Consider the following 26,761-nt stretch of genomic DNA (forward strand, 5'->3'; position numbering starts at 1 on the left):
CCGCGCCCGGTGGGGCACACACCCGCGTTGGCATCCCAAGCCCGGCATCAGCCGGGCTTCTTTTTGCCCGCGCGGGGGCTGTGCACGGATTGTTAGGTGTATTCATTTGTTATAACGTAACAGTAATGCATTCTTAACATTCTTTTATGTGCCTGCTGATGGAACTCGCCGATGACCGCTGCCCTGCCCGATGTTTCTCTGAGTGACCTGTCTTCTGACCCTGCCGCGCTGGACTGGGTTGGTATGCAGGGGATTGATCTGCCGATTACCCTGAATGAGACCGGCCAGCGGCAGACGGTTCATGCCCGTGCCGATCTGCAGGTGGACTTGCCGCGGCCCGAGGTCAAGGGTATCCACATGTCGCGCCTTTACACCTTGCTGGACCGGTTGGGTCAGGATCGGGCGCTGGCGCAGACCGTGCTGCAGGCGCTGTTGCAGGCAATGGTCGAGAGCCATGCCGATTGCGGCAGTCGCAATGCACGGCTGGTACTGCAGTTCAGTCTGCTGTGTCGGCGACCGGCGCTGGTTACGCCGCAGCTGTCGGGCTGGAAAGCCTACCCGGTAAAGCTGGAGGCGACGCTGGTTGAGGGCCGTTTCAGGGCGCGTGCCGAGCTGACGGTCAGCTATTCCTCGACCTGTCCGTGCTCGGCTGCCCTCAGCCGGCAGTTGCTGGTCAGCGCTTTTGATAAAGCTTTTGCCGGTCGGCAGCAGCTCGATCCGGTGGCGGTAAGCCAATGGCTTGGGCGCAGCGGGAGCCTGGCAACGCCGCACAGCCAGCGCAGCGAGGCCAAGGTTGCCGTCGACCTGCAGGCAGCAGAGGAGTGCCTGGGCCTGCTGGCGCTGATCGATCGGATTGAGCAGGCGCTGGCGACCCCGGTACAGACTGCGGTCAAGCGCGCCGACGAGCAGGCCTTTGCCGCGCTCAATGGGGCCAATCTGATGTTCGTCGAAGACGCCGCCCGGCGGTTGGGAGCGGCTTTGAGTGCTGCCGGTGCACAGCATGCCGCGGTCCATGTTCGGCATATCGAAAGTCTGCATCCGCATGATGCGGTCGCGTCGGCAGGGGCGCACCCATGAATGCCGCGCTGATGACAGAGCCCGCGCACTGGGCGATGGGAAGTGATCTCGGAGCATTGGCAGCGATCTTTGAGAAAGCGGTAAGTCTTGCGGTCATGCAGCGACGCCTCGGGCCGGCGCTGCGCAGCAGTGTGCTGGCGCAAGGCGCTAGTGGTGGATGGCAGGCGGCCTGGCTAGGTATTCCCGGCGAGACGCTGGCCAGTGAGCTGGCGGCGCAGTTGCCGGCGCCAGGCCAGGCAGGGCCACTGGTTGCGGATGTGCAGCTGCTGGCAGAAGCGACGGCCTGCCTGTTTGGTGTCGAACGGGTGGCGGTGCGTTTGCGCATGCTGGAGAAGGCGATGTGTCCGCGCTTTCACTGCGACAACCTGCCGGTGCGACTGGTGACCACCTACCTCGGCCCCGGCAGCGAGTGGTTGCCGGATTCGGCGGTTGAGCGTGGTGGTCTCGGGGTGCCGGATCTGGGCAAACCTGATCCTGTGCGCGAGCCTGGCGCTATCCGCCAGTTGGGCTGTGGGGATGTGGCGCTGCTCAAGGGCAGCGGTTGGGTGGGCAACGAAGAGCGCGGTATTGTGCACCGCAGTCCGGCCCTGAAGGACGGTCAGCAACGTCTGCTGCTGACCCTTGATCCCTGCTTTTGAGCGACTGAGGACGCCGTTCTGCGCGCGGTTTGGGCCGAGCGCAGAACGGGCGCGGGTCAGAAGTCGAAATCGACCTTGGCCCAGAGCGAGCGGCCTGGCTCGTTGATGGCAACCGGGTCGGCGGGGAAGCCGAATGCCGAGTTGCCGGCCAGGTTCAGGTGCTCGGCGTAGGCCTTGTCGAACAGGTTGTCGACACCCACGCTCAGCTTCACCTGCTCGGTCATGCGCCAGGCGCCGTTGAGCGAGAACACGCCAAAGCCGGCGCTGCTGCCGATGTCCTGGCCGACCACGTTGCCGGCGCCTTCATCCACCCGATTCTGCGCGCGGACCAGTCGCCAGAGTGCGCCGGCACTCCAGTCGTTCTGCTCGTAGCTCAGACCCAGGCGGGCTTCCAGCGGCGGCATCTGGGGCAGCGGCTGGCCGTCGCTGCGGTTCTCACCCCAGGCGTAGGCCAGCGTGGCGTCGGTCTTCCAGTTGCTGGTCAGATCGTATGCCACGCCCAGCTCGCCACCGGCAATGCGGGCGTCGACGTTGTAGGCCTGGCTGCGGCGCATGCCCATCATGGTCGAGTAGCGGAACAGGATGAAGTCGTCGACCTGGCCGGCGTAGGCCGATGCCCATGCCTGCAGGCGTGCGTCCTGATACTGGATGCCGACGTCCAGCTGGGTGGTTTTTTCCGGCTCGATGCCGTCAAAGGCGTTCAGCTCGCCGGTTGGCGCCAGGCTGGCCGAGAACAGCTCCCAGTAGTCGGGGAAGCGTTCGGCGTGGCCGAGGCCGGCGTAGACCGTTGCCGGCATGGCGGTCAGATCCTGTTCGTAACGGACGAAGCCGCTGGGCAGGGTGTCGCTGCGGCTCTGGCCGGCGGTCGGGTTGGGCGTGGTTATGCCCATCATGTTGCGAATACCCACCCGGTAGTCCTTGACCGAGGCGCGGTCCAGCCGTGCGCCGCCGATCCAGCGGGTCAGGTCGCTCTGGTGCCAGGTGGCTTCGCTGAACAGTCCGTAGTTGTGCATGACTGCGTCTTTTTCCCAGGCGAACTCGTCCGCATCGGTATAGCCGGTCATCATGCTGTAACTGGACCTGCGGGCACGGTGCTCGCTTCGCTGGGCGTCAATACCGGATACCAGTTCCACCGCGTCCCAATCGAAGCTCAGCGCCAGGCGTCCGCCGAGGGTACGGCGATCCACCTGCGAGGCCATCGGCATCGGCATCATGCTGGTTGGATCGGGGCTGCGCAGGCGGAAGTTGTCCATGATGTGATCGGCGTAGTTGTAGTAGACCTGCGCCTCCAGTTTGCTGACCTGACCGAGGTTGAGTTTCTCGAAGCGCAGGCCAAGGCTTTCGCGGGCGAACTGGGTGCCGTCCATGCCGCGCCCGGCGTAGCGCGCTTCACCGTCACCCTTGCCGGCGCTGAACTCCAGCAGGGTATCGGCATCGGGCGTCCAGCCGGCGGCGATATCACCGTTCCACTTGCTCCAGCGCGACGGCACGGTATCGCCGTTGCCATCTTCGTAATCGTCGGACTGGGCGTCGTTGCCGGCGAAGCGCAGGTAGCCGTTCTGGTTGCCGATGGCGGCATCGAGCAGCTTGTCGAAGCGGCCATTGCTGCCACCGAGTACGCTGGCATGCACGCGGCTGTCCGGCTCCTCGAAACGCTCCGGCTCACGTTCGAACAGCACGGTACCAGCCGAAGCCCCAGGCCCCCAGCGTACGCTCTGCGGGCCCTTGATGACGGTCAGGCGGTCGTAGGTTTGCGGTGCGATGTAGGAGCTGGGCGCGTCCATCCGGTTGGGACAGGCGCCGATCATCTGGCCGCCGTTGGCCAGCAGGTTGATGCGCGAACCGAACATGCCGCGCAGCACCGGGTCGCCGTTGCTGCCGCCGCTGCGAATCGCCGAGAAGCCCGGAATGGTCTTCAGATAGTCGGTGGCATCGCTGGCGGGCACCGGCTGGCGGGCGTCCTTGGGGTCGGCAACGATGGTCAGTGGCGAGCTTTGCTGAACGGCGGTCACCACAACGGGCGCCAGTTGCAGCGCAGCGTTGCTGCTTTCATGGTCATGGCCTTCGTGGCTTTGGGCGGTAGCGCCGAGGCTGGTAAACAGCAGGGCGAAGGCGGCTTGCCAGCGCAGGCTGACAGTGGCTCGGGTAAAGCGGTTGGCGTGTTGCATTGTTGTCATCCACACAGTGGCCACAGCGGCGCAGTCGGCGCCGGGCCGAAATCAGGTCAGGGTGTTGTGGGGTGTGACGCAACGCACGGCCGGTGGCCGCAGGCAGGCTCAGACGGCGCGGGGCGCAGCGTCGAGCGGGGAGGGTGAGGCGCGGGGATTGATTGAGGGCCAGATATGGCGCGGCGGCGGGCGAGCCCATTGGCCGCTTGGTGGTGCACTGGTTGGGCTGGCGGGCAGGTAGTCGAGCGACCAGCCATGCATGGCCACCGCGCTGCCGTGGCCGATGGAAGAGCACAGCGGGCAGCCGGCCTGCAGGTCACTCATCTGGTGCTGCTTCTGATCGTCGAGATCCACACCCAGGCTGTCGCTGCCGAGGTTGCAGAACACCACCCCGGCGCCGCTCAGATGCTGCCCGCTCATCTGACCCTGGTGGAAGCCGCAGGTCAGCAGACTCACCAGGGTGCACAGGTAGAGCACCAGGGTGAGTGAAAGGCGGTTGTCTTGGGTCAGATTCATGCGCGCAATTTTAGCACCGGTGCCCCGGCGCAGAGCTGCGGCGGCTGTGGCTTATTGCCGCATCAGGCGTCAAGGCGGTCAGGCTCCTCGGCAAACGGCAGTTGCGCGGCCTGTTCCAGCTCGTTGTCACGGTAGTTGGCCAGACACAGATGGATCGCCACATAGGTACCCACGACGATCAGCAGCGTTCCCAGTTCGATCAGCAACATGACTCAGGTCCACTCATCGATAATGACAAACGTCAGCTTAGATCATCTGCCATTCAGTTGCCTGCGGTCAGGTGTCGCGCAATGCCGCGCTTGAGCGGTGCCAGTTGTTGGGCAGCGCGTAGCGCCGCACCTCGCAGCAGGCGCATCGGCAGATGGTCATTGGTGTAGCACTCGACCAGCAGGTTGGTCGCCTGGTACAGCGGCCAGGTAGCCAGTCGCTGCTGGCGCTCGTAACGTGCCAGCAGGGCGATCGAGCCGATATCGCGGTTCAGTTGGTGAGCTTCGAGTAGCAGGCGACTGAGTCGTTGCACGCTGCCCAGGCCGAAGTTGAAGCCGTGGGCGGTAACCGGGTGCATGCCGACTGCGGCGTCGCCGATCAGCGCGGCGCGGTGAGTCGTCAGGCGGCGGGCGTAGGCGCCGACCAGCGGATAGACGTGGCGTTCGCTGACCAGCTCCATATTACCCAGCCGGTGAGCAAATCGGCTCTCCATTTCGCGGGCAAACGCCTGCGGATCAAGCTGCTGAAGCTGCTCGATTTCCCGTGGCGGCAGGGTAACCACCACCGAGGACTGCTTGCCTTTGAGCGGCAGCAGGGCGAGGGTCTGACCGTAGCCGAACCATTCCCAGGCAACCTGCTGGTGATCGGCTTCATGATTCATGCGGCAGACCAGCATGCTTTTGCCGAAGTCCTTCATCTGGGCACCGATACCCAGCATTCTTCGGGTTTCCGAGAAGCGGCTGTCGGCGGCGATCAGCAGGCGGGTTTCCAGCCGGGTACCGTTATTCATCACCAGTTCGACGCCGCCGCTGTGCTGGTGCACCTGGCGCAGCCGGGTGTCGCACAGCAGATGCACTCCGCCGATCGCCTGCAGGCTTTGCCAGGCGGCTTGCCGGATGGCGCGGTTGGCAACCAGATGACCGAGGTGATCAGAGCCCGCGTGGCGTGCCTGAATCTGCAGGGCAAAGGGTGACGGGCCGTTCATGACCTTGGCATCGCGCAGCAGGGCTACGTCCTCAACTGGCAACCGGGGCCAGATATCGAGCTGCTCCAGCAGTGCCTGGGAGGCATGGGTCAGGGCAATCTCGCGGCCGTCGAACGCCGGGTCGGCCAGGCTGGCCTCGCTCTGGCGCTCGACCAATACGATGTTCAGGCCGCTTTCGGCCAGTGCGCGGGCCATGCACAGGCCGCTCGGGCCAGCGCCGATAATGGCAATGTCGCAGTTCATGCGCAGCGTCTCCCTGGGAACAAAGGCCACCAGTCTGCGCCTGACCTGTTTAATGAACATTGCTCTGGGTCAGTGTGACGCCCCGGTGCACTGCGGCTGGCTGTCGCAGCGGCTCAGAAGGCGGCGATCAATCGCCCGAGTGTGGCCATGGCCTGTTCGCTGGGTTCATCCCAGGGGTGCCCGTAGTTCAGCCGGGCGCAGTTGCGGTAGTGCCGGTTGGCCGAGAAGATCGGCCCCGGTGCCAGGCTGATGCCCTGCGCCAGCGCGTGCTGGAACAGCTGCAGCGAGTCGACCCGCTCGGGAAACTCGAACCACAGAAAGTACCCGCCATTGGGGCGGCTGACCCGGGTCTCACGGGGGAAGTGCCGCGCTGCCGAGGCCAGCATGGCCCGTTGCTGACTCTCCAGTGTATGGCGCAACTTGCGCAGGTGACGGTCGTAGCCGCCGTGCTGCAGGTAGTCGGCCAAGGCCGCCTGGGCTGGCACTGAAGGGGAAATGGTGGTCATCAACTTGAGACGGCTGACCTGCTCGGCAAAGCGCCCGGCCGCTACCCAGCCGACCCGATAACCGGGTGCCAGGCACTTGGAGAACGAGCCGCAGTGCATCACCAGCCCGTCGGTATCGAAACTTTTGACCGGTCTGGGTGGCTTGGCACTGAAGTACAGTTCGGCGTAGACATCGTCCTCGATCATCGGCACCTGATGCTGCTTGAGCAGGGCATACAGCTGCTTTTTCTTGGCGTCGCTCATACTGGCGCCCAGCGGGTTCTGCAGGCTGCTCATGAACCAGCAGGCCTTGATCGGGAAGCGCTGCAGGCTGTCGGCGAGGCTTTCGAGGTCGATGCCTTCGCGTGGATGCACCGGGATCTCGACCGCCTTGAGCTGCAAACGCTCCAGCACCTGCAAGGTGGCGTAGAACGCCGGGCTTTCGATGGCGACCAGGTCGCCGGGTTGGGTGACCGACTGCAGGCACAGGTTGAGCGCTTCCATCGCGCCATTGGTGATCACCAGTTCGTCCATCGGCAGTAGCATGCCGCTGACCATATAGCGCAGGGCGATCTGGCGGCGCAGGTCGGGGTTGCCGGCGGTCATGTCGGCAATCACCGAGTGGGGTTTCATGTCACGTGCGCTGCTGGCCAGCGAGCGCGACAGCCGCGCCAGCGGAAACAGATCCGGACTGGGGAAGGCCGAGCCGAAGGCGACCATCTCCGGGTCCTTGAGCGAGCCAAGGACCGAGAACACCAGTTCGCTGACGTCCACATCGACGCTGCTGGACGCGTAGGGGCTGATGTTTGGCTCGCTCAACTGACGCCGGGCCAGCGCGTGGACAAAATAGCCCGAACGCGGTCTGGCCTGAATCAGGCCGCGATCCTCCAGCAGGTAGTAGGCCTGGAAAACGGTCGATGGACTGACCCCGTAGGTGCGGCTGGCGTGCCGTACTGAGGGGACCTTTTCGCCCGGGGCGATGACCCCGGTGCGGATCAGCTCGGCGATGTCATCGGCCAGCTTTTCGTAGCGTTTCATCCGGTCCTGTGGTTCTGAGGGTGATGTTCGCCACTGTAGGCCATCAAGCGCGCTCATGCGATATCAACGCACCGGCGGCGAGACGAAGGTGCTCTCGTCGCTGACCTTGCTCGTTGCATCGTTCAGGTCCTGCACCACAAATTCCAGCGGCTCGCTGCCGGCGGCAACGGCCGGGTCACGGCGACTGACGCGCACGGCAATGGTGCCGGTCTCGCCCGCAGCGACCTGCAGGTTACCGAGGCCCTGGGTGTTGAAGCGCTCGGCATCAGTCAGGCTCAAGCTGTACTCGCGGTTCTGCTGGGTTTTGTTCAGTACCTTGAGGGTGTAAATGTTCTCGATGTCGCCATTGCTGTTGGCGCGGAATACGCTGCGGTCGCGGCTGATGTCCAGATCAATCCGCGGGCGTTCCTGCAGGCCCCACACCAGGCCGCCGATCATCAGCAGCAGGGCGATCGCGTAGCCGACCAGACGCGGGCGCAGCCAGTGGGTCTTGCCGCCGGCCAGTGCGCGCTCGGAGGTATAGCGAATCAGCCCGCGGGCATAGCCCATTTGATCCATGACGCCGTTACAGGCATCGATGCAGGCGCCGCAGCTGATGCAGTCGATTTGCAGACCGTCGCGGATGTCGATGCCTGTCGGGCAGACCTGCACGCAGACGGTGCAATCGATGCAGTCGCCGAGCCCTGCGGCCGCAGGGTCGCTGTTCTTCTTGCGTGGGCCGCGTGCTTCGCCGCGCGCCGCGTCATAGGTGACCAGTTGGGTGTCGGTGTCAAACATTGCGCTCTGGAAGCGCGAGTACGGGCACATGTGCACGCAGACCTTCTCGCGCAGCCAGCCGGCGTTGAAGTAGGTGGCAGCGGTAAAGCACAGCAGCCAGAACGCGGTGGTTGCGCCAACCTGCCAGCTCAGCAGGTCGCCGACCAGATCGCGCACCGGGGTGAAGTAACCGATGAAGCCGATGGCGGTAGCCAGGCTGATCGCCAGCCACAGGCCGTGCTTGGCGCCGCGGCGCAGCAGTTTGTTGAGCGACCAGGGCGCGGCGTCCAGACGAATGCGCTGGTGACGCTCACCTTCGGTGACTTTCTCCACCCACATGAACATCCAGGTCCAGACGCTCTGCGGGCAGCTGTAACCGCACCAGATCCGGCCGGCGACCACGGTGATAAAGAACAGGCCAAAGGCGGCAATCATCAGAATCGCCGAGAGCAGGATGAAGTCCTGCGGCCAGAAAGTCGCACCGAAGATATGGAACTGCTTGCTGTCCAGGTCCCAGAGCACTGCCTGATGACCGTTCCAGTCGATCCAGGCGGTACCGAAGAACAGCAGCATCAGTGCACCGGCTCCGAGCAGGCGCAGGTTGCGGTACAGACCCTTGAAACTGCGGGTATGAATGGGGCCGCCCTGCTGGGCGGGCGTCAGGTCTTTCAGGGGAATATGGCTGGTCATGGCATCAGGGCTCTTGGATTTTCAGGCTGCGGCGATGATGCGGGGATAGCTGCTTCGGTAACAGATTCAGATTCGATGCAAAAAACCATATCAGATGGGTGCCTCGTTCCGCTGGCCGGCGCAGCGTGTTTGCCTTCTCTGCGCATGCACGATGCGTAGTGCGGACAAAGCCAAAGGCGTGTCCGCGTAGGCTTTTCGTGGGCGCTGGCGGCAAGCTTTGCGAGGACTCAAAAAGGTCTAAGGCTAGCTTTAGGCGTCTCTAGTTTGCCTGCCGACTTTCATCAGGCGAGGGCCCGCGGGCTGCTTCTGAATCAGCCTTTCGCCTTCACGGCGAGCCAAGGGGGGCTGCTTGCCCAGCCCCCCAAGGGAAGCGCTTACCCATTCCGCATGCCCTCTGCGAGTGCTCAAGCGTGCAGATGCAAGGCGCGATGTGCGGCCAATAGTGGTTCTATTGGCAAGCAGCGCAACGCAGCAGATGCATGCTTGAGCGCCCGCCCTGCGGGGCGTTCATGCTGGGCCGCACTCTGCGTTGTGGTCTCTCGACAGGTCCCGACATGCCTTCGAAACCACGCCTTGATTGCAGCCCAGCTTGAACGCCAGAGGGTATGTGGAATGGGTTAGCGCTTCCCTGTATCCCCCGGGGCACCCGGCTACGCGGCCCTTCGGGTTCGCTGTGTTGCTCGGTTTGACGGGGATCGGCAGAACTCGGCTCTGCGAGCCTCAGACAGGCTGCCGCTCTTCTTCCCGCCAAACCTGCGCTACTCGCCCGCGTAAACGGGACGAAACCCAGTGCACACTCAATCCTTCAAGTATTTGGTCAACAGCCGCACTGCAACCCCATGCGGTGTTGCCTTGCGCTTTAAGAAAAACAGCGCCTTCAGTACAACTGATACGGTTTTTTTTGCCGGATCTGAGGCTGGTACGGCTCAGGCGGCCTGCGCATAGTGGCCGCCTTGATGATCCTGTGCGGGAGGCCTGCTGGTTGCGGGAACTGCCGCCTGCCGAGAGGTGAGCATGTACCACTACGATGAGTATGACCGGGCGCTGGTCGCCGAGCGGGTCGCCCAGTTTCGTGATCAGATCAGCCGGCGGCTGAGCGGCGAACTGAGCGAGGAGGAGTTTTTGCCGCTGCGCCTGCAGAACGGTCTGTATCTGCAACGCCATGCCTACATGCTGCGGGTGGCGATTCCCTACGGCACGCTGTCGGCCGATCAGCTGCGCGCCCTGGCGGGCGTCGCCCGCGACTTTGACCGCGGCTACGGCCACTTCACCACGCGTCAGAACATTCAGTTCAACTGGATCGAGCTGGAGCAGGTGGGCGACATCCTGGCCCGGCTGGCGGCGGTCGACATGCACGCGATTCAGACCTCCGGCAACTGTGTGCGCAATATCAGCACCGACGCCTTTGCCGGGGTGGCTGCCGATGAGGTGCTCGATCCGCGGCCGCTGGCCGAGATTCTGCGCCAGTGGTCGACGATCAATCCGGAGTTTCTCTACCTGCCGCGCAAGTTCAAGATTGCCCTGTGCTCGGCCAGCGAAGACCGTGCGGCGGTGATGATGCACGACATCGGGCTCTATCTGTACCGGGATGCCGCGGGTGAGATGCTGTTCGACGTCATGGTCGGCGGCGGCCTGGGGCGTACGCCGATTCTGTCGCAGCCGATCCGTCGGGCGCTGCCCTGGCAGCACCTGTTGTCCTACGTCGAGGCGGTGCTACGGGTCTATAACCGCCACGGCCGCCGGGACAACAAGTACAAGGCGCGCATCAAGATTCTGGTCAAGGCGCTCGGCATCGACGCTTTTGCCCGCGAGGTCGAGGCCGAATGGCAGCACATCAAGGATGGCCCCGCCGAGCTGACCCGCGCCGAGTATGAGCGCGTCGCCGCCAGTTTTCAGCCGCCGAGCTACCCGCCGCAGCCAGCGGTGGACCTGGAATTTGGCAGCGCGCTGGCGCGCGACGCCGGGTTTGCCCGCTGGGTGCAGCGCAACACCCACGCGCACAAGCAGCCGGGTTATGTGTCGGTCACGCTGTCGACCAAACCGGGTGCCGACATGCCGCCCGGTGACGTGACTGCCGAGCAGATGGAGCAGGTGGCGCTGATGTCCGAGCGCTTTGGCTTCGGCGAGATTCGGGTCGCCCACGAACAGAATCTGGTGCTGCCGGATGTCGCCAAGGCAGACCTGTACGCGCTCTGGCAGCGGGCCTGCGAGTTCGGTTTGGCCACGCCCAACATTGGCCTGCTGACCGACGTGATTGCCTGCCCCGGCGGCGATTACTGTTCACTGGCCAACGCCAAGTCCATCCCGGTGGCGCAGGCGATTCAACAGCGCTTTGCCGACCCGGAGCTGCTGCAGGACCTGGGCGAGATCAGCCTGAATATCTCCGGCTGCATGAATGCCTGCGGCCACCACCACATCGGCAACATCGGCATCCTCGGCGTCGACAAGAACGGTAGCGAGTGGTACCAGCTGACCATCGGCGGGGCGCAGGGCAAGCAGAGCGCGCTGGGCAAGGTGATCGGCCCGGCCTTCAGTGCCGAGGACGTCCCGGAGGTGATCGCCCAACTGGCCGAGGTGTATCGCGAGCAGCGGCTCGGGGCCGAGCGCTTTGTCGATACTGTCGAGCGGATTGGTCTTGGCCCGTTCAAGGCGCGGGTGTATCCGGCGCAGGAGGCACGCGCATGAACAATTTGATTCGACTGACCGAACATGGGCCTGAGCTGGTAAGCGCTGACCCCTGGACGCTGGTACTGACCGAGCAGGCGCCCGCCGACGGTCCCCGGATTCTCAGCCTGACCGCGTGGCTGCAATCCCAGCCCGAGGCGGTGCTGAACGGTCTTGACGTCAGCGCGGACGCGGTCTGCCTGCAACCCGATGACGAGGCCGAGCAGCTGCAGCCCTACCTCGCGGTACTGCCGTTGATTGCGGTGCTGTTCCCGAGCTTTCGCGATGGCCGCGGCTATAGCCAGGCGTATCTTTTGCGCACGCGTATCGGCTGGACTGGCGAGCTGCGTGCGGTCGGCGATGTGTTGCGCGATCAGCTCAGCCACATGCGCCAGTGCGGCTTTGATGCCTTTGCCGTGCGCGAGGACAAGTCGGCCGAGGATGCACTGAAGGGGCTGAACGGCATGAGCGTGCTCTATGGGCGCTCGGCGATTGAGCCACGGCCGCTGTTTCGTCGGCGGGCCAGCGAGTGCTGAAGGGGCTACTCCTGCTGGTGGTGATGCAGGGCTTTGGTGCCTTGCTGCAGGCCATCTGGCTGCCGATGCTGCCGGCGCCGGTCATCGGCTTGCTGCTGCTGTTGGCGTTGCTGGTGCTGCTGGGCCGGATTCCTGAGTGGCTGGAGCAGGCGAGCGCGGCATTGCTTGGCTATCTGCCGCTGATGCTGGCGATTCCGGCGACCGGTATTGTGCTCGGCGGGGATGTGCTGCTGGCGCAATTGCCCGCTATTGGCGCGGGCCTGGTGGTCTCGCTGTTGCTGTGTATTCCGCTGTGCGGCGTGCTGATGCAGCGGCTGATGGCAGGGCAGCGCGAGGATGACTGATGCCCTTTTGCAGGTGGCCCATGCGCCACTGACCGCTATCGCGTTGACCCTGGCGGCCTTTGTGTTTGCGCTTTGGCTCTACCGGCGCACCGGCTGGCTGGTGTTGCAGCCGGTACTGATCACCATGCTGCTGATCATCGCCGGTATCCGCCTGTTGCAGCTGGACTATGCCGCCTACCGCGAGGCTGTGGTGCCGATTGCCTGGCTGCTGGGGCCGACGACGGTGGCGCTGGCCGTACCCCTGTATCGCAATCTGCGGCGCATCCGGGCCAATCTCTGGCCGGTGATGGTTACGCTGCTGGTCGGCGGAATCGCCATCGTGGCGATTACCCTGCTGACCGCCGGGCTGTTAGGCGCGGATTTGCCGGTGCTGATGACCCTGGCGACCAAGTCGGTGACCATGCCGATTGCCATGCCGCTGGCCGAGCAACTGGGCGGGCTGGCAGCGTTGGCCGCCGTGCTGGTCATGCTCACCGGGGTGCTGGGCACGGTGATGCTGCCGCCGTTGCTGAAACTGACCGGGGTGGTGCATCCGGCAGCACGCGGCATGGCCTACGGCATGAACGCGCATGCGGTGGGCACGGCGCGGGCGCTGGAGGAGGGCGATGAATGCGCCGCCTTTGCCGCGCTGGCGATGGGGGCGCTCGGTGTGCTGACCGCCTTGCTGCTGCCTGCAGTGGTGCTTGCCTGGCGCTGGTTGGGCGCTTGAGCACTAATCTACTAGGCTCATGGGGTATGTCAGGATCAACCAATGGAGGTACAGACAATGGGCATCGAGAACCACGAGCTGCACGGGGAGTTCCCGCAATACAGTGACCTTATCGATCAACTGGCCGAGGCTGATACGCACTTCAGGCAGCTACTGAACGAATATGCCGGTCTGGATCGTGAGATCATGCGGCTGGAGAAGCGTGAATCCCCGGTGGAAGACACAACCTTTCAGCAGATGAAAAAGCAGCGTGCCCATCTCAAGGATCAACTGTACGGCCTCTTGTTGAAAGCGGCGCGCGACTGATCAGGCGCACGCCGGTTGCTGGCGGGCAAGGCTACTTCAGGCCGCGAGCCAGCGCATCAGCAATGCGTACTTGAGATCGGCCAGCGGCGGGCGTGGAATGCGCACCTGGTGGCCGTTGCCCGGGGCGACCTCAATGGCGTTGCCGTTGCGGTCCTGCAGGGCTTCAAGCACAAAGCTGTGGTTGCCCTGCGGGGTCATCAGTTCCAACTGATCGCCAAGCCCGAAGCGGTTCTTCACATCGATCTCGATCCAGTCGCTGGCTTCGCCGGTCAGCTCGCCGACAAACTGGTGGCGGGTCATGCGCGAGGCGCCCTGCTCGTAGTTCTGGTAGACCCCGGGTGGGTGGCGGCGGTAGAAGCCTTCGGTGTAGCCGCGGTTGGCCAGGCTCTCCAGGTCGTCCATCAAACCGAGGTTGAAGGGGCGACCGGCGACCGCGTCATCGATGGCCTGACGGTAGACCTGCACCGTGCGCGCGACGTAGAAGTGCGACTTGGTGCGGCCCTCGATCTTCAGCGAATCGACACCCATCTGCACAAAGCGCTCGACGTGCTGCACCGCGCGCAGGTCTTTGGAGTTCATGATGTAGGTGCCGTGCTCGTCTTCCTCGATTGCCATCGGCTCGTCGGGTTTGTCGTGCTGGGTGATGATCTGCACCGGCTGTGCGACTGGCTCGATGTTGCCTTCGGCAGTTTCGACTGCGGGTTTTACGTTATACTGCCAGCGGCAGGCGTTGGTGCACGCGCCCTGGTTGGCGTCGCGGTGGTTGAAGTAGCCGGACAGCAGGCAGCGCCCGGAGTAGGCGATGCACAGCGCGCCGTGCACGAACACCTCAAGGCCGACATCCGGGCAGCGCTGGCGGATTTCCTCGACCTCTTCCAGCGATAGCTCGCGCGACAGAATGATGCGCTCCAGCCCCAGCTGCTGCCAGAACTTGACCGTCGCCCAGTTCACCGCGTTGGCCTGCACCGAGAGGTGCACCGGCAGCTCCGGCCAGCGCTCGCGCACCAGCATGATCAGCCCTGGGTCCGACATGATCAGCGCGTCCGGCCCCATGGCCACTACCGGTTCGAGGTCGCGCAGATAGGTGGCGACCTTGCTGTTATGGGCGGCGATATTGCTGGCCAGATAGAATTTTTTGCCTTGTGCATGGGCTTCCTGAATGCCGGCTGCCAGGACCTCGGGATCGTGGAAATCGTTTTCGCGCACGCGCAGGCTGTAGCGCGGCTGGCCGGCATACACCGCGTCGGCGCCGTAGGCAAAGGCATAGCGCATGGCCTTGAGGGTGCCGGCGGGTGCCAGCAGTTCGGGGGCGTTGGGCATGATGATGTACCGCATGGTCGACAGAAAGTCGTCGAGCTTAGCGGAGTGCCGGAGTGCGGTTATTGATCGGGGTCAGCTGAGGACAGATAAGACGGGTGTTTGTGAAGCAGAGCAGAGGTCGTGTCGACGACCTCTGCAACATCGCATCAGCCGGGTTGCTGGGGCGGCGGGGGTGGCGGAGGCTGGATATCCGGGGATGCCGCCGGGCGGTTATTCGACTTGTCGTCGGCATCGGACCAGCCGGCACCAACGCCGAGGTCGAATTGGCCTATACCCAAGTTGTAGCCGAGGTTCAGATCGCCATAGTAGCCGTCGCCGAGGTAGCCAATGCCGACATTCGGGCGCAATCCGCTGTTGCTGAACACATAGTCCATACCAATGCCGACCGTACCTTCGTTGGCCTCGTCGTCAGCGAAGGCCTTTATCCCGACTGCCAGACCCTGGCCAAATACATAACTGATACCGACACCGTAGCCGAGATCGCTGGCGCTGGCTGTCGACGGCATCACGCCGAGGGTGGTCGCAAGTACGGCTGCACCGAGAGTAGTCCGTAATGGAATCTTCATGCTGTCCTCCTTGGTTGGGCTTCTCAGTCTCACGTCTGCGGCGTGCGATGGCAAGAAAATGGCAAGTATTTTTTTATGTTCTGCACTTGGTCGTTTTGTTGACGCTTCGAGCCGGTTGGCGCTGGCCCGCTGATAGAGGACAATCTTGGGCTGCTTCAGTCTTCGCATGTCGAACATACAAGAGTCGCATATGGATATCAGCCTGGCCCGTACTTTTCTGGAAATCGTCCGCAGCGGCAGTCTGGTGGCGGCTGCAGAGCAACTGCATGTGACCCAGGCTGCGGTCACCGCGCGTATCCAGAGCCTGGAGTCGCAACTCAACTGCACGCTGTTTGTGCGCAACCGTGGGGGCGCGCGCCTGACTCCCGACGGTGAGCAGTTCGTTGCCTACGCCAATCGCATGGTGCAGGCCTGGGAGGCGGCCCAGCGTGACCTGCCGCTGCTCTGCGGTATCGACAACGTCTTGCATGTGGGGGCAGAGCCGAGCCTGTGCAATCCGTTGATGTTGCATTGGGTCAGTCTGCTGCGTCGGCGCCTGGGCAGTCAGGCTGTCCGGGCAGAGGTGGGCGATGGTGGGCAATTGCAGCGCAAGCTGGAGCAGGGCGCGCTCGACGCCGCTCTGGTTTTTCAGCCGACCTATTGGCCCGGGCTGCAGGTAGAGGAGCTGCTGGAAGAGAAGCTGATACAGGTTTGTCTGCCGAGTAACCCCGAGCCCTACATTTATATCGACTGGGGTGACGCCTTCCGGCAACAGCACGATCGAGCCTTGCCGGAACGGGCGCGCGCCGAGCTGAGCTTCAACCTGGGGCCTTTGGCGCTGCAGTATCTGCTCAGCTACGGTGGTGCCGGGTATTTTCGCACTCGGGTGGTGCAGAGTTATCTGGATAGCGGCGCCCTTGTGCGCGTTCCGCAGGCGCCAGAATTCAGTTTTCCGACCTGGCTGGTTTATTCACGCGAGCGCGACAGCGACAGTCTTCAGCAGGCGCTGGACCTGTTGCGCGAGGCGGCACGCGGCGACCACGACTGGTCGCAGCGCTGGAATCCGGTATCAGCGGCCTAGCCGCGTTGGCCATAAAGGCCACGTTGCAAAGCGCCTATCAGGTCAGTCTGGGTGACCAGGCCCACCAGTCTGTCTCCGTCAAGCACCGGCAGAGCATGCAGGCCGCGCTCGGACAGTAGTGGTACCAGATCGCCTATCGGTGCCTGCGCTGCGACCGCGGTGACTTGCGCGGTCATGATTTCGCTGACCGGCGTGCGATCGTTGGGCCTGCGGCGCCCTAGCCGGAGACGCCTGCGATCCAGCACGCTGGCCAGATCAACCAGCGTCACGACACCTACCAGGCGTTGCTCGGCGTCGGTAACCGGCAGTACCTTCAAACGCATTGCTCCGAGCAGGTCGAGCGCATCACGCACGGTAGTTTCCGGGCTGATCAAGTGCAGCTCCCGGGTCATGATGTCGGCAGCCTGAACGGCACCGACTCGTCTGCGCATCGCCGCCTGCTCTGCCTTTTCAATCAGTTGGCCGAGATCCTCACGGGTCAGGTCGACAAAGCCGCCGAATCCTTCCAGTGCCTTGTCCAGGTCCTCCGTGGAAATGCCGCTGGATAGCGCGGGAGTTCTGTCAGCGGCAGGGTGCATGTTGATCTGCGGTGCTGGGCGTTTGGGATAACGCAACCAGGTGAGGTTGTTGTAGAGCACCGCCATGGTCAGCAGCGACAGGGCGTTGAGCATCACCGGCAGAATGGCCCTTTCGCCCAGCGCCTGCAGTGCCGGCCCTGCCAGCACTACGCATAGAGCCACAGCGCCCCCGGGCGGATGCAGGCAGCGCAGCAGGAACATCGCCAGCACTGACAGGCCTACAGCAAGCGATGCCATCGGCAGGCTGTGCCCGCCCAGTTGGGCAACGGCGGTGGCCACCACGGCTGAGGTCAGGTAGCCGCCGAGAATTGACCATGGCTGGGCCAACGCACCGGATGGTACGGCAAACAACAGGATGGCAGAAGCGCCAACCGGGCCGATCAGCAGGGTCGCCACCGCCGTACCGAATACCTGTTGGCAGAGCCACACACTCAGGCTAAGGCCCAGGGCTGCGCCCAGGGTTGCGCGCAGCATTTCACGCGGATGAGTCGCGAGTTGGCCGCCGAGCAGCGGCGAGCCCTGCCGACTGGCGGGCAGGGAGAGTTGGGTGTGGTTATTCATGGTCGTGGGTTTCAGGCAGCAGGGCAGTGTGAAAGGCCGGCTGGCCAGCGCCGCAACCAGATCAGCAGGGGAGCCACGGTTCGGTTTCGGGCGCTGGCAGGCAAGCGGGCACGATTGTGCGGCGCGACTTGCCTAAAGACAAATCAATAATAATTTAGCTTGAATTCGATAATTTTTATTTGATTGGCGTAGTGCAGCTGATTGCCAGCGCAGCAAAGCCTTCGAGTGTGCGCTCGACAAAGTGCTCGTCGCTGTTGTCTGCGGCGCCCGGCAGCAGTCCGTGTATGACCAGCGAGGTCAGTCCGTGGATGTAGGACCAGGCGGCGACAGACGCCTTGCGTACGTCAGAGCTGTCCAATGCTTGCCCAAGGGTCTCGGCCACCAGGCGCTTGAGCTCGCCAAAGGCCGCCAGCCGTTCGCGCTGGAGTGCCGGAATCAGGGCTTCGTCGGTGAACTCCGGGCCAAACATCAATTGGTACAGCGCCGGGTTGCTGCGGGCAAAGTGCAGGTAGGCGAGGCTGCCGGCGCGCAGCCTGTCGAGCCCTGAACCGTTGCTGCAGGCGCGTTGCAGCGCCGCTGCCAGCTCTGCAAAGCCCTGCGCGGCAAGATGGCTTATCAGCTCGTTGCGGTTCTGGAAGTGGTGATAGGCCGCCGTCGCGCTGACCCCGACTCGCTCTGATACCGCACGTAGCGACAACTTGGTCGGGCCGACTTCCTCCAGCAGCGTGCGGGCCGCTGCCAGCAGTTGCGGGGCCAGATTGCCGACGTGGTAGGCGTCGCGGGAGCGGTTTGCGGGTTTTGCCATGGAGCCTATGTCTCTGCTGCGGTGATGACGGTGTGGTCGCATCCTAGCATGGTGTTATCTTGACGTTGTTAAGATTGCGTCGTAACGTGCCCATTCACCGGTACTTGCGACAGCAGGTTGCCGGTTATTTTTTGGCTTGATCTTAACAATGATAAGTTTGCTGGTTTGGTGCCAGCGCCAAAGGAGAATTCCATGTCTGAACTGCAACTCCACCCCGCAGCGGCGGCCAGCCTTGAGCATTGGCACCGGATGGTCGAGCACAAGGATCTGAGCGATCTTCCCAGCCTGCTGGATGCCGGCGCGGTGTTTCGCTCGCCCATGGCGCACTCGCCATACCCGGGGGCCGAGGTGGTGGCGACTATCCTCGGCACGGTGCTGCAGGTGTTCGAGAACTTTACCTATCACCGCCAGTTGGCGACGGCCGATGGCCTGAATGTGGTGCTGGAGTTCAGCGCCGAGGTGAACGGTCGTCAGCTCAAGGGCATCGACATGGTGCGCTTCAACGAGGCCGGCAAGATTGTCGAGTTTGAAGTGATGGTGCGGCCGATGAGCGGTTTGCAGGCGCTGGGGCAGGAGATGGGCAGTCGTCTGGCCAGCTATCTGGCGGCAGCCAAGGCCAGGGCGTGAGTCGGCGGGGCCTATGGCCCCGCACTCAGTAGTGATACCAGCGCAGCTGCAGGGCGAACTCCGTCTGCGGTGCGCTGAACTGGCTGAACTCGCGTGAGGCCTGCAGGCGCAGCCCCAGGTTGCCGCTCAGCTCCCATTGCTGGGCCAGAGCCAGGCTGCGGCGCACTTCACCGTTATCGAAGTAGTCGCCGCGGCCTTCTGCCAGCAGGCTGCCGAGCGGGTTGCGCCACAGTAGCCCCAGGTTGAAACCGGCAGCGGCATTCAGCGGTGCATCGAAGTCACGATGATGTTCCAGCCGCAGGGTGGCCAGGCTGTAGCCGAGCACACTGTCCCACGGCTGCCAGGCAAAGCCGCCGCCGCCGTTGAGGTGCGGCACCAGCCGGTGGTTGCCGTTCTCGCCCGCGACTCGCTCCCAGCCGGTAGCAACCTGCCAGGACCACGGTTTTAGCAGTGCGCTGCGAGGTGTCAGCGAGCGGATGTTGACCAGTTCCAGTTGTTCCAGCTGCCAGTGATTGCCCTCGTACCGCCGCAGCCTGATGTCACCCAGCTCGATCTGCGCGCCAAGCGGAAAGCCTGCCAGATTGTCCGCCAGATCGTGGTAGGCCATACGCAACCCGTATTCGGCGAAGGCGCGGTCCTCACGGCTGCCGGCGGCGAGCTGCCAGGTGCGGGACTCGTGCCCAAACTCGGGATAGGTCGGCGTCTCTATGTTCAGCGCCGGTGGCGGGTTGCGATTGATGGCTTGCAGCAGGGCGTAGCTGTTGGCGGCATCGGCCGAGTCACGCGCCTTGCCGCTGGCCTCGTAACGTGCCAGCCGGTAGGCGGCTTCCTGAATCAGCGCCTGACGTTCGCGTGGCAATGCGGCAAAGGCGCTGCTCTGCAGCTGGGCGCTGTCGCCGGCGAGCCGGGTGACCCATCGTGCTTCGTCAGCGGTCAGGGGCGCGGCGCGGGCCAGCAGTTCGCGTTCGCGTGAAGGTCGGTAGTTCACCTCGGTGATCAGCCCAGCCTCGCGCACCGCACGCACGGTATCGGCGGGGATGGCGGTCAGCGGGAACTGGTCGGTCAGACGCAGCGAAGGTCGGGCAACTTCCAGCAGCTCGAGCAGCCGGAACGAGCAGTTCTCGTCAAAGAAGTAGTAGTCGAAGCGGACCTGACGCAGTTCCCACACGTGCTCGACCATGCGCGCGGTTTCTTCCGGGCTCAGATCAAGTTGGTACTCCCACAGGTCGCGGTTTTCCAGTCGGCTGTATTCGCTGATCTTGTCGCGGTAGGGCAGCAGCGAGAACTGTCCGGGGTAGCCGCCGGCCAGGCCTTTCCAGGCGTAGAGCACGCCGTTGTCCAAATTCTCGACCATGGCCCCGAAGTTGAGTGCGTAGGTCAGCAGGCTGGTGCCGCTGCCGGCGGTTTCCGGTGAGTCGATACGCAGCAGGGTGTGGCCGAACATCGATGACGGGCTGTTCAGGTAGGCGTCCGGAAACACCAGCACGGTGGAGTACGGCGCGATGTCCTCGTACCAGTCGTTGTACTCGCTGCAGTTCGGTGTCGGCAGATCTTTCAGGTTCAGCTGTTCACGCAGCCAGCGGGTACGTGAGGGGTAGCGGCATTGCACATGGTCGTTGCCCAGTTCAGGGCTGGCATACAGACCGTCGAGGGTCGCGCTCAGCTCGGCTGCGGGTGATTCGTCGCCGTTGCTGGCGAGGAAAAAGGCGTTGTCGTCTACATAGCTACGCCAGCCGCCCCAGCGAGCGGGCTGGTAGTGGCCCAGCGTCAGCCAGAAGCGCTCACTGGCCAGGGCATCGCGTTGTTGCTGGGTGAGCTGCGGTTTGGCCTGCGCCTGCAGGCAGAGGCTGCCGAGCAGCAGGGGAACCAGACATCTGAGCATGGAGGCTCTCATTGGGGGGAGTCAGCACGGCACGCACAAAAACAGAAGGCCGGGCTTGCGCTCCGGCCTTCTGTCAGGCGTTGCGGCGATCAGGCCTGTTCGGCGTACTTGGCCAGAACGGCGTCCTGACGCATGACGCTCAGGGTGGCGGCGTGAACCTGCTCGGCAGTGACATCAGCGCTGGGGAAAATCTCGCTGAAGTGGGCGTGGGTGACGGCGGCGAAGTGGTCGCGATCTTCCGGCTGAATGCCCAGAACGACGGCGTAGGTGGTCAGCGCTTCGCCTTCACCGCGAGCGACGTCTTCGGACAGCTCGTTCATGATGCTGCCCAGAACCAGCATCGGCTTGCCGTTGTAAGCCAGACGACCGCTGGTATCACAGCCGTTGGTACCGGAGGTCATGCCGAAGGTGGCGTTACCGGAGGTGCCGTTGGTGATGGAGGCTACCAGGTGGGAAGGCAGACCGCTCTGGCCTTCGAACAACATGTTGCCCCAACCGCAACCAGGACCGCCCGGAGCAACTGCAAATGCGTTGAAAGAAGCGGCTGCGAAGAGCGTACCGATGAGAATCCGTTTCATATCTCAGGTTTCCGTTTTGTGGGTGTGGGGGGAATCTAGCAGCGCGACGCTTATGTTGCAATTTGCTGACGGTATGACGTTCGTTTAATGACAACGAGTTGGCCTATTTTCCCGGTGATGCCTGATACAGAGCGGTTCCGCTCTGGTCTTCGAATAACTGGGTGTCCATCGTCAGGTTAAAGTCGACAGGCGCGGGATCAGGGTCAGACGCTAGTCCATCTGAGTTATAGGTTTCGCTTGAAGCTACCACGTACCCTTTTCTGCAGGATGTTCGATGGCCATGGCAGGCATCCGGACCAGGGGGATGGTATATGAGCGCATGCAGGATTCGTTGCGCCTGGCTGGCTGCAGCCTGTGCAGCGATGGTATACCTCAGTGCAGCACACGCCGACTCATTGGAGGCGCAGCTGACGGGCAGCTATTGGCACGCGGCCCGTTCTGTATCGCTGTACGGGCAACCAGGCTACGTCTACGCCGACATGAAGTTTCATGCCGATGGCTACTGGACCCAGTTCTATCGCAGTTATATGCCGGGTTTGCCCGGCTGCCACCAGGTTGGAGACGAAGTGATCAGTGTTGGCCGCTGGCGCCTGGAGGGTGGTCACATAGTTATTATCGGGAGTCGCACCGGCGACCCCTTATGGACGAACTCTGCAACCTTGCGCTTTGTTGATGGTTATCTTGAGGTCGAGAACGGATTGGTGCGCTTCGAGCCAGCAATCTCGATTGCTGGTGGCTTCGGCTGTCAAGGTCTGCATCAACCCGTATTTGAAGAGCATGCCGGGTTCAGGATTTCACAGGAGTGACACAGCTAGTGACAATGGGAACAAGCAGCGCGCAGAAGTGCGCTCTGCTGATTGATGATCATGCGCTGTTCCGGGCCGGACTGGCCATGTTGCTGGCGCAGCATCCGCAGCTGGGCGAGCTGCTGGAAGCCGGCTCGGTTGCCGAGGCCAGACGTATCGAGCGCCCCGATGTGGCGTTGATCGTTCTGGATGTGTGCATGCCGGGCCTCAATGGCCTGGAGGGAATCGCCCTGCTGCGACGGCAATTTCCGGTAGCCTCGGTGTTGGTGTTGTCCGGTAATGATGACTTCGGCTGGCGCACGCAGGCGCGGGAAAAGGGGGCTGATGGCTTTCTCAGCAAGGCTGCCGATGCCGACCAGATCGCCGCTGCGATCGACGCGCTGCTCAGTGGGAAGCAAAGCTGGAGCGATGCGGATAACGCCGAGGTGAGCGCTGTCGCCCCGGCGTTGACCGCGCGGCAGGTCGAGGTGCTCTGCTTGCTCGCCGAGGGGCGCTCAAACAAGGCTATTGCCCGAGAGCTTGGCATGGCTGAGAACACGGTGCGCGTCCATGTCTCGGCATTATTGGCCGCGCTGGGCGTCAGCAGTCGCACGGAGGCCGCGGTAGCCGCCCGTGTCCGGGGCATTATTCGTTGAGCGTACCGCTCGGCTGACAGGCTGTTGCAGTCGGGCCTCTTTCTGTTTGGTGATGGCACGATGATGCTCTATATTTCGGACTACAGCGTGCCGCCGCCTTGGTGATGCCGCGTGTCATCGTGACCTTGGGGAGGGGCGTGGCAGTGTCCGACGGATTGGCAGGGCAAATGCTTGCCCCCTGGCGTTTGCCTGAGGCGCGCCTGTTTAATGAACAGGCCAAGCTCATTACCCAACACCTGCTGGGCGTAGGCATTGTCGGCGCCAGCATGCTGGGCCTGTTCTGTGCGTTGACCCTCTACTGGCTGTTCGATGACCGTACCGGGTTTTTCTGGCTGGCCTGCAGCTGGTTGCTTAACAGCACGACCTACGTCCTGCTGCGCAACGTCGTACATCGAACGATGACCGCGCCACGGCGGTTCTGGTTGCTGGTGGGTGTATTTGCCAGTACCGGTATCGTCTGGGGCGTTTTGCCTCTACTCATTCTGGATGCCAGCTCCCCCATCCCCTTGTTGCTGATCATGGTGGTGATCATTACCCACGGAGCGGGCACCTTTGCCATCAATGCCTCCAGTATGCCGCTTTACTGTGCTTACATTTACCCGGCGGTAGCACCGCTGATGATTGTCAGCCTGTTCAGCTCTGATCCGCTGATGCTCGGTCTGGGCGGTCTGTGTTTCATCTACCTGCTCTGCATGACCATGTTCGCCAGTGGCGCGCAACAGGCCGCTCGGCACAGTCTGCAATTGCAGTTCACCAACCTGGAACTGGTGGAGCAGCTCCGAGCGGAGTCCGAACAGCGTGAGCTGGCCCGTTCCGAAGCGGTCTCTGCCAACCGGGCCAAGTCCAGCTTTCTCGCCGCGGCCAGTCACGACCTGCGCCAGCCGCTGCACGCGCTTGGGTTGTTTCTGGAGGCGCTGGGGCGCAGTGGCATCAATGGTCGTCAGCAGGAAATGCTCGATAACGCCGCGGCGGTCTCGGCGTCGGCCCGGCATATGCTCAACACGCTGCTGGATTATTCCCGGCTGGAAGCCGGCGTGATCGAACCGGCGCCCTGTGGGTTCCGGCTGCAGACGTTGTTCAGCAAACTGGAGCGCGAGTTCGGTCCGCAGGCCGATGCCCAGGGGCTGGTCTATCGCTGCCGGGATACCGTACTGGCCGTCGATACCGATCCTTCACTGGTCGAACTGATCCTGCGTAATCTGATCAGCAACGCGTTGCGTTATACCGAACAGGGCGGTGTGCTGGTGGCGTGTCGCAGGCGTGGTGCCATGGCGCATATCGAAGTTTGGGATACCGGCATTGGCATTGCCGAAGAAAACCACCAAGCAGTCTTTCAGGAATTTTTCCAACTGGGTAACCCCGAACGTGACCGGCGCAAGGGGCTTGGCCTGGGGTTGGCCATCGTTCAGGGACTATGCAATACCCTGGGCGTCGAGCTGGAGCTGACATCGGTGTCTGGCAAAGGTTCGGTATTTCGTCTGATTGTTCCGGTCGAGCGGGGCGGTGTCGTCAGCGACACCAGCGCACCGGTCCGAAAGCTAGCCAATTTCGATGGCGTCTCGGTGCTGGTGGTCGATGATGACGAAGCGGTCCGCGTGGCAATGAGTGAGCTGCTTTCCTCCTGGGGCTGCCGCTGTCTGGTTGCCGACTCCGCCGCCAGCGCCCTGCAGGGGTGCAGCGCCTTGCCCGATCTGCTGATTGTCGATTACCGGTTGCGTGACGGTCAGACCGGCGCTGATGTGATGGCAGCCCTGCGTGAGCGCCTCGGCGTCCTGCCGCCCACCTTCATCATCACCGGCGATACCGCCCCCGATCGCCTGCGTGAAGCGCAAAGCACCGGCGCCCTGTTGCTGCACAAGCCGGTGGATACAACACGCCTCCATGACGCGATCAGCCGGGCGTTGGGAACGCACTTAGCAGCGAAGTGAGCACTGGGCAGCTGACAGACACATGGCCGACCATAAACAGTCGCCTGTCAGATTCGTAACTGGTGGGACGTCCCAATGCCTATTCGGTGCCCTCGGGAGGTCGGGGTGCCAGGCTCAAGAAACAGCGAAACATCCGCATCAAGGCTGGCGACCAGCTTACCGGTGAAGGTGCGATGCTCAATTTCAGCGTGCTCATATACCCGGCCGGCAATTGACGTTTGCGTGGGAGACGCGCAGGGGATACACGAAGCGCAATGCGGCATGGATTTACCGGGGAACGTGTAGATACAAGAAAGCCCGCACGGGGCGGGCTTTCAGGGGGTGTTTTCAGTCATGTGGGTACATGTGAAAACTTGCATTTGGTGGAGCCGGGGGGAGCTGCAATCTATCTTTGCTTGAGCGCTCTATTCCGGGGATCCTAGTCAATTTTCGTGCGAACTCTGGACTTGGTGGATTTCACAAAGTGTGCGGTAGATATTATGGGATCTTGGCTGCGTGTCAAGTATTCAGAGAGGCTCTTAAGAAGCGCTCCACCTGTCAGCAACGGTGTTGCGTTAGTTGTAAATGGCTAGCGCGCACGGCGTTGATCATGCTGCCCTGTTGTGGATATTTTCATCCGCGCTAATGGGTTCAAATCCCTTTTTTGGAGTTGAACTCAGGATCTTTTTTGTGTTGTCCCATGAGGCTAGAGTGAACCGCCCCGGGTTTCGCGGAGGCTGTTTTGTTTGAGTCAGGCAGCAACCGATATGGTTGCCTGACTCTGTTCATATAGTGCCTCAAACTCGGCCGGTGGCCTATTTCCAATTGGCTCCAGCAGGCGCTGATGGTTGAACCAGGTCACCCACTTCAGCGTTTCCCACTCCAGACTGTCTACGCTTTTCCACGGCCCTCGCTTATGGATCAGTTCGGTCTTGTAGAGGCCGTTGATGGTCTCTGCCAGTGCGTTGTCGTAGCTGTCACCGGTATTGCCAACCGAGGGTTCGATGCCAGCTTCGCCCAGCCGCTCGCTGTAGCGAATCGACAGATATTGCGAGCCCCTATCGCTGTGATGAACCAGCCGGTGGGGCTCAGGCCGACGAGTGTGAAGCGCCTGTTCCAGAGCATCCAGAACAAACTCTGTGCGCATGTGTCGGCTGACACGCCAGCCTACGATAAACCGTGAGTAGACATCGACGATGAACGCCACATAAGCAAATCCTTGCCAGGTTGAAACGAATGTGAAATCGGCGACCCAGAGCTGATTGGGACGTTCGGCCGTGAACTGGCGCTTTACCAGATCCCTGGGATTGGCATTGTCAGGATCGGCTTGTGTGGTTTTCACCGTTTTGCCCCGCGTTACGCCGCAGAGCCCCATTTCACGCATCAACCGTTCCACTGTGCAGCGCGCAACCACCTGGTGTTCGCGATGCATCTGCCGCCAGACTTTCCTAGCCCCGTAGACCTCGTAGTTTTCCTGCCAGACACGGTGAATTTGTACAGCAAGTTCCTCGTCACGGATCGCTCGGGCGGAGCGTCGTGAGCGGTCACGTAGCCGTGCAGCATGGCGCCGGTAAGCCGATGGAGACACTTGCAACACGCGGCACAGTGGCTCGACTCCAAAGCTTTGCCGGTGCTTGTCGATCAGCTGCCAGATCACTTCAAACGGCGCAGGATGGCCTGCCCGTCGGGCTCCGCCTGGGCGAAAAAAGCGCTGGCGACCTTGAGGATTTCGTTGGCTCGCTTGAGCTCACGAACCTCGCGCTCCAGTTCCTTGACGCGGGCATCAGTGCCCGAGGCGGAGGGGGCCGCAGGCGCAGCCGCCTTCCGAATCCAACTGCTCAACGTCTGGGCGGTGCAGCCGATCTTGCTGGCCACGGCCTCAATGGCGGCTCACTGCGATGTGTGGGACTCCCGGACCTCATAAACCATACGGATGGCCCGGTCACGGACTTCAGGGGAAAATTTGGTGTGCTTGCTCATATGGGCTCCATTCTCTCAAAGGGTGGAGCCTCCGCGAAACCCGGGGCGGTTCAGAACGAGGGCTGCTGTAATTCGTCAGCATAAGCACTCCTGC

24 protein-coding genes, 1 pseudogene and 1 other annotated feature are annotated in these 26,761 nt (G+C 62.8%); of the genes and pseudogenes, 12 read left to right on the top strand and 13 right to left on the bottom strand.

Features of this window, described 5'->3' with window-relative positions; genetic code table 11:
• Positions 1-171: 171 nt before the first annotated feature.
• Together folE2 and O5O48_RS07615 are read left to right on the top strand one after the other, a co-directional pair.
• The gene (folE2, locus tag O5O48_RS07610; RefSeq protein WP_269688550.1) at positions 172-1,077 is read left to right on the top strand and encodes a GTP cyclohydrolase FolE2; all 906 of its coding nucleotides are present in this window, start codon (positions 172-174) and stop codon (positions 1,075-1,077) included.
• Entirely contained in the window at positions 1,074-1,715 is a 642-nt protein-coding gene (locus O5O48_RS07615) for a DUF1826 domain-containing protein (protein ID WP_233048421.1), read from the top strand. The genes folE2 and O5O48_RS07615 overlap by 4 nt, the downstream gene beginning before the upstream one ends.
• A gap of 56 nt (positions 1,716-1,771) precedes the next feature.
• Here O5O48_RS07615 and O5O48_RS07620 read toward each other — a convergent pair whose 3' ends face one another.
• From O5O48_RS07620 to ccoG, 6 genes are all read right to left on the bottom strand, one after another.
• The gene (locus tag O5O48_RS07620) at positions 1,772-3,892 is read right to left on the bottom strand and encodes a TonB-dependent copper receptor (protein WP_434006957.1); all 2,121 of its coding nucleotides are present in this window, start codon (positions 3,890-3,892) and stop codon (positions 1,772-1,774) included.
• Between the two features lie 99 nt (positions 3,893-3,991).
• Complete coding sequence (locus O5O48_RS07625; RefSeq protein WP_233048419.1) at positions 3,992-4,399, bottom strand: DUF2946 domain-containing protein; 408 nt, start codon at positions 4,397-4,399, stop codon at positions 3,992-3,994.
• Positions 4,400-4,461: 62 nt separating this feature from the next.
• The gene (locus O5O48_RS07630) at positions 4,462-4,608 is read right to left on the bottom strand and encodes a hypothetical protein (protein ID WP_160003199.1); all 147 of its coding nucleotides are present in this window, start codon (positions 4,606-4,608) and stop codon (positions 4,462-4,464) included.
• Positions 4,609-4,661: 53 nt separating this feature from the next.
• Entirely contained in the window at positions 4,662-5,834 is a 1,173-nt protein-coding gene (gene ubiM, locus O5O48_RS07635; RefSeq protein WP_233048418.1) for a 5-demethoxyubiquinol-8 5-hydroxylase UbiM, read from the bottom strand.
• 113 nt (positions 5,835-5,947) lie between these two features.
• Complete coding sequence (gene mapR, locus O5O48_RS07640; RefSeq protein ID WP_269688552.1) at positions 5,948-7,357, bottom strand: GntR family transcriptional regulator MpaR; 1,410 nt, start codon at positions 7,355-7,357, stop codon at positions 5,948-5,950.
• 63 nt (positions 7,358-7,420) lie between these two features.
• The gene (ccoG, locus tag O5O48_RS07645) at positions 7,421-8,803 is read right to left on the bottom strand and encodes a cytochrome c oxidase accessory protein CcoG (protein ID WP_269688553.1); all 1,383 of its coding nucleotides are present in this window, start codon (positions 8,801-8,803) and stop codon (positions 7,421-7,423) included.
• 1,014 nt (positions 8,804-9,817) lie between these two features.
• Here ccoG and O5O48_RS07650 point away from each other — a divergent pair.
• The 5 genes from O5O48_RS07650 to O5O48_RS07670 are packed head-to-tail and all read left to right on the top strand — an operon-like array spanning position 9,818 to position 13,362.
• Complete coding sequence (locus tag O5O48_RS07650; RefSeq protein WP_269688554.1) at positions 9,818-11,488, top strand: nitrite/sulfite reductase; 1,671 nt, start codon at positions 9,818-9,820, stop codon at positions 11,486-11,488.
• Complete coding sequence (locus tag O5O48_RS07655; RefSeq protein WP_269688555.1) at positions 11,485-12,003, top strand: DUF934 domain-containing protein; 519 nt, start codon at positions 11,485-11,487, stop codon at positions 12,001-12,003. The genes O5O48_RS07650 and O5O48_RS07655 overlap by 4 nt, the downstream gene beginning before the upstream one ends.
• Positions 11,997-12,347 carry a CidA/LrgA family protein gene (locus tag O5O48_RS07660; RefSeq protein ID WP_269688556.1) on the top strand — a complete coding sequence of 117 codons (351 nt, stop codon included), beginning with the start codon at positions 11,997-11,999 and terminating at the stop codon, positions 12,345-12,347. Before O5O48_RS07655 ends, O5O48_RS07660 begins: the two co-directional genes overlap by 7 nt.
• Entirely contained in the window at positions 12,340-13,056 is a 717-nt protein-coding gene (locus tag O5O48_RS07665) for an LrgB family protein (protein WP_269688557.1), read from the top strand. Before O5O48_RS07660 ends, O5O48_RS07665 begins: the two co-directional genes overlap by 8 nt.
• A gap of 42 nt (positions 13,057-13,098) precedes the next feature.
• A complete protein-coding gene (locus tag O5O48_RS07670) occupies positions 13,099-13,362 on the top strand; it encodes a YdcH family protein (RefSeq protein ID WP_269688558.1) in 264 nt (87 codons plus the stop codon).
• A 36-nt stretch (positions 13,363-13,398) separates the two neighbouring features.
• Here the strand turns inward: O5O48_RS07670 and trhP are convergent, their stop codons facing one another.
• Complete coding sequence (gene trhP / locus O5O48_RS07675; RefSeq protein WP_269688559.1) at positions 13,399-14,682, bottom strand: prephenate-dependent tRNA uridine(34) hydroxylase TrhP; 1,284 nt, start codon at positions 14,680-14,682, stop codon at positions 13,399-13,401.
• A gap of 146 nt (positions 14,683-14,828) precedes the next feature.
• Positions 14,829-15,248, bottom strand: coding sequence for a hypothetical protein (locus O5O48_RS07680; RefSeq protein WP_269688560.1), 420 nt, complete (start codon positions 15,246-15,248; stop codon positions 14,829-14,831).
• A 190-nt stretch (positions 15,249-15,438) separates the two neighbouring features.
• Here O5O48_RS07680 and O5O48_RS07685 point away from each other — a divergent pair, with 190 nt between their 5' ends.
• Positions 15,439-16,308: a LysR family transcriptional regulator gene (locus O5O48_RS07685; protein ID WP_088277223.1), complete on the top strand. Its 870-nt coding sequence runs from the start codon at positions 15,439-15,441 to the stop codon at positions 16,306-16,308.
• On the opposite strand, the gene O5O48_RS07690 is transcribed toward O5O48_RS07685, so the two are convergent.
• Complete coding sequence (locus O5O48_RS07690; RefSeq protein ID WP_269688561.1) at positions 16,305-17,447, bottom strand: HPP family protein; 1,143 nt, start codon at positions 17,445-17,447, stop codon at positions 16,305-16,307. The genes O5O48_RS07685 and O5O48_RS07690 overlap by 4 nt on opposite strands.
• 175 nt (positions 17,448-17,622) lie before the next feature.
• Positions 17,623-18,252, bottom strand: coding sequence for a TetR/AcrR family transcriptional regulator (locus O5O48_RS07695; protein WP_269688562.1), 630 nt, complete (start codon positions 18,250-18,252; stop codon positions 17,623-17,625).
• Positions 18,253-18,444: 192 nt separating this feature from the next.
• Here O5O48_RS07695 and O5O48_RS07700 point away from each other — a divergent pair, with 192 nt between their 5' ends.
• Complete coding sequence (locus O5O48_RS07700) at positions 18,445-18,879, top strand: nuclear transport factor 2 family protein (protein WP_269688563.1); 435 nt, start codon at positions 18,445-18,447, stop codon at positions 18,877-18,879.
• Between the two features lie 25 nt (positions 18,880-18,904).
• Here O5O48_RS07700 and O5O48_RS07705 read toward each other — a convergent pair whose 3' ends face one another.
• Together O5O48_RS07705 and O5O48_RS07710 are read right to left on the bottom strand one after the other, a co-directional pair.
• Positions 18,905-20,761: an Lnb N-terminal periplasmic domain-containing protein gene (locus O5O48_RS07705; protein ID WP_269688564.1), complete on the bottom strand. Its 1,857-nt coding sequence runs from the start codon at positions 20,759-20,761 to the stop codon at positions 18,905-18,907.
• Between the two features lie 89 nt (positions 20,762-20,850).
• Entirely contained in the window at positions 20,851-21,339 is a 489-nt protein-coding gene (locus O5O48_RS07710; protein ID WP_088277213.1) for a DUF3015 domain-containing protein, read from the bottom strand.
• A 362-nt stretch (positions 21,340-21,701) separates the two neighbouring features.
• Between O5O48_RS07710 and O5O48_RS07715 the strand changes: the two genes are divergently transcribed.
• The 3 genes from O5O48_RS07715 (at position 21,702) to O5O48_RS07725 (ending at position 24,708) form a co-directional block, all read left to right on the top strand.
• Positions 21,702-22,145, top strand: a complete 444-nt coding sequence (locus tag O5O48_RS07715) for a hypothetical protein (protein ID WP_269688565.1) — start codon at positions 21,702-21,704, stop codon at positions 22,143-22,145.
• Positions 22,146-22,159: 14 nt separating this feature from the next.
• Positions 22,160-22,780: a response regulator gene (locus O5O48_RS07720; protein WP_269688681.1), complete on the top strand. Its 621-nt coding sequence runs from the start codon at positions 22,160-22,162 to the stop codon at positions 22,778-22,780.
• Between the two features lie 143 nt (positions 22,781-22,923).
• Entirely contained in the window at positions 22,924-24,708 is a 1,785-nt protein-coding gene (locus tag O5O48_RS07725) for an ATP-binding response regulator (RefSeq protein ID WP_269688566.1), read from the top strand.
• Positions 24,709-25,438: 730 nt separating this feature from the next.
• Here the strand turns inward: O5O48_RS07725 and O5O48_RS07730 are convergent.
• Positions 25,439-26,667 (bottom strand): annotated as a pseudogene (locus O5O48_RS07730) (IS3 family transposase).
• Positions 26,267-26,398, bottom strand: a sequence feature (AL1L pseudoknot). Its footprint overlaps the pseudogene before it by 132 nt.
• Positions 26,668-26,761 lie beyond the last annotated feature (94 nt).

Source organism: Halopseudomonas sp. MFKK-1, from assembly GCF_027474385.1.
In the GTDB taxonomy this organism is placed as follows: domain Bacteria; phylum Pseudomonadota; class Gammaproteobacteria; order Pseudomonadales; family Pseudomonadaceae; genus Halopseudomonas; species Halopseudomonas aestusnigri.